We start from the raw sequence: 3,222 nt of genomic DNA on the forward strand, positions 1-3,222 counted from the left end.
GGTTCTGCCGCCGCGCTCAAGTAGCGAAGCGGTAGCGCACAAACGTGGTCTTGCTCTTTCTGGATCAAATCAAGCGCGAAAAGGGCGTTTGGTGGATGCCTAGGCAGTAAGAGGCGATGAAGGACGTGATACTCTGCGATAAGCCAGGGGGAGCTGAGAATAAGCTTTGATCCCTGGATCTCCGAATGGGGCAACCCACCTGATACTCTGTTATTGTTACTCTTCGGAGTGCTCAATAATGGGGTAAGACAGGTACTTTTTACCTGAATATATAGGGTTAAAAGAGCAAACCCGGGGAACTGAAACATCTAAGTACCCGGAGGAAAGGAAATCAACAGATACTCCGCTAGTAGTGGCGAGCGAACGCGGACCAGCCAAGCCTTGAGAGTGACCAGAACCGGTTGGAAAACCGGGCCATAGCGGGTGACAGCCCCGTATGGGAAGCTCGATGGGATGTATTAAGTAGGGCGGGACACGTGAAATCCTGTCTGAAGATCGGAGGACCACCTTCGAAGGCTAAGTACTCCTTACTGACCGATAGCGAACCAGTACCGTGAGGGAAAGGTGAAAAGCACCCCGACGAGGGGAGTGAAACAGTACCTGAAACCGGACGCCTACAAGCAGTCGGAGGGGCCTTGAGCCCTGACGGCGTACCTTTTGTATAATGGGTCATCGACTTGGTGTTACGAGCAAGCTTAAGCCGTTAGGTGTAGGCGCAGCGAAAGCGAGTCTTAAATGGGCGCATGAGTTCGTGGCATCAGACCCGAAACCGAGTGATCTAGGCATGGCCAGGTTGAAGGTGCGGTAACACGCACTGGAGGACCGAACCCACATCCGTTGAAAAGGATCGGGATGAGCTGTGCCTAGGGGTGAAAGGCCAATCAAACTCGGAGATAGCTGGTTCTCCGCGAAATCTATTTAGGTAGAGCGTCGTACGAATACCCTCGGGGGTAGAGCACTGGATGGGTAATGGGGCCCCACAGGCTTACTGATCCTAACCAAACTCCGAATACCGAGGAGTACTATACGGCAGACACACGGCGGGTGCTAACGTCCGTCGTGGAGAGGGAAACAACCCTGACCTACAGCTAAGGCCCCCAATTCATGGCTAAGTGGGAAAGCAGGTGGGACGACCAAAACAACCAGGAGGTTGGCTTAGAAGCAGCCATCCTTTAAAGATAGCGTAACAGCTCACTGGTCTAAATAAGTTGTCCTGCGGCGAAGATGTAACGGGGCTCAAGCCATGAGCCGAAGCTTAGGACTGCGTATGCAGTGGTAGCGGAGCGTAGTGTGACATGGACCCTATCCTCTTTTGCCCCTCTCGAGGGGCTTTGGAGGATCAAGGGTTCTTCTGTGAAGCCGGCCTGTGAGGGATCCGGTGGAGAGATCACTAGCGAGAATGATGACATGAGTAGCGACAAAGGGGGTGAGAGACCCCCTCGCCGAAAGTCCAAGGGTTCCTGCTTAAAGCTAATCTGAGCAGGGTAAGCCGACCCCTAAGGCGAGGCCGAAAGGCGTAGTCGATGGGAACCAGGTTAATATTCCTGGGCCAGGAGATGGTGACGGATCGCGGGTGTAGTTCAGCCTTATCGGATTGGCTGGGCTGCTGAGCGGTTCCTGGAAATAGCCCTCCATGAGATCGTACCCTAAACCGACACAGGTGGACTGGTAGAGAATACCAAGGCGCTTGAGAGAACGATGTTGAAGGAACTCGGCAAAATACCTCCGTAAGTTCGCGAGAAGGAGGCCCGTTCAGGAGGCAACTCTTGGGCGGGGGCACAAACCAGGGGGTGGCGACTGTTTACTAAAAACACAGGGCTCTGCGAAGTCGCAAGACGACGTATAGGGTCTGACGCCTGCCCGGTGCCTGAAGGTTAAAAGGAGGAGTGCAAGCTCCGAATTGAAGCCCAGGTAAACGGCGGCCGTAACTATAACGGTCCTAAGGTAGCGAAATTCCTTGTCGGGTAAGTTCCGACCTGCACGAATGGCGTAACGACTTCCCCGCTGTCTCCAACATCGACTCAGCGAAATTGAATTGCCTGTCAAGATGCAGGCTTCCCGCGGTTAGACGGAAAGACCCCGTGCACCTTTACTACAACTTCAGACTGGCATCAGGTACAGCATGTGCAGGATAGGTGGTAGGCTTCGAAGCAGGGACGCCAGTCCTTGTGGAGCCTCCCTTGAGATACCACCCTTGCTTTGCTTGATGTCTAACCGCGGTCCGTTATCCGGATCCGGGACCCTCTGTGGTGGGTAGTTTGACTGGGGCGGTCGCCTCCCAAACAGTAACGGAGGCGCGCGAAGGTTGGCTCAGAGCGGTCGGAAATCGCTCGTTGAGTGCAATGGCAGAAGCCAGCCTGACTGCAAGACTGACAAGTCGAGCAGAGTCGAAAGACGGCCATAGTGATCCGGTGGTCCCGAGTGGAAGGGCCATCGCTCAACGGATAAAAGGTACGCCGGGGATAACAGGCTGATGATGCCCAAGAGTCCATATCGACGGCATCGTTTGGCACCTCGATGTCGGCTCATCTCATCCTGGGGCTGGAGCAGGTCCCAAGGGTATGGCTGTTCGCCATTTAAAGAGGTACGTGAGCTGGGTTTAGAACGTCGTGAGACAGTTCGGTCCCTATCTTCCGTGGGTGTAGGATACTTGAGAGGAGTTGCCCCTAGTACGAGAGGACCGGGGTGAACGATCCACTGGTGGACCTGTTGTCGTGCCAACGGCAGTGCAGGGTAGCTATGATCGGACAGGATAACCGCTGAAGGCATCTAAGCGGGAAGCCCCCCTCAAAACAAGGTATCCCTTGAGGACCGTGGAAGACCACCACGTCGATAGGCCGGAGATGTAAGCGCAGCAATGCGTTCAGTTGACCGGTACTAATGGTCCGATAGGCTTGATTTGATCCAGTAAAAGCAAGACCAGATCAAAAGCATACACACACAACAGTATACTTGACTAAACAAATGATGTTCTTCCTCGGTCTGGTGGTCATAGCACGAGCAAAACACCCGATCCCATTCCGAACTCGGCAGTTAAGTGCCGTCGCGCTGATGGTACTGCGTCTTAAGACGTGGGAGAGTAAGTCACCGCCAGACCTAGTAAGAACATCTCAACTCTCTCTCTGATCGATCAATCCCAATCACCGCGGGGTGGAGCAGCCCGGTAGCTCGTCAGGCTCATAACCTGAAGGTCGTAGGTTCAAATCCTACCCCCGCAACCAA

The 3,222-nt window shown here is 54.2% G+C and carries 1 tRNA gene and 2 rRNA genes; all 3 read left to right on the plus strand.

The features are described from left to right. Positions 1 to 67: 67 nt before the first annotated feature. The 3 genes from U3648_RS16245 to U3648_RS16255 all read left to right on the plus strand — a co-directional run bounded on the left by U3648_RS16245 (position 68) and on the right by U3648_RS16255 (position 3,221). Positions 68 to 2,902 (plus strand): 23S ribosomal RNA (locus tag U3648_RS16245). A 79-nt stretch (positions 2,903 to 2,981) separates the two neighbouring features. Further along, positions 2,982 to 3,096: ribosomal RNA gene (gene rrf, locus U3648_RS16250) — 5S ribosomal RNA — on the plus strand. A gap of 48 nt (positions 3,097 to 3,144) precedes the next feature. After that, positions 3,145 to 3,221: transfer RNA gene (locus U3648_RS16255), tRNA-Met, on the plus strand. The last annotated feature ends 1 nt before the right edge of the window (position 3,222 follow it).

Source organism: Marivivens marinus, from assembly GCF_035969385.1.
Taxonomy (GTDB): Bacteria; Pseudomonadota; Alphaproteobacteria; order Rhodobacterales; family Rhodobacteraceae; genus SELP01.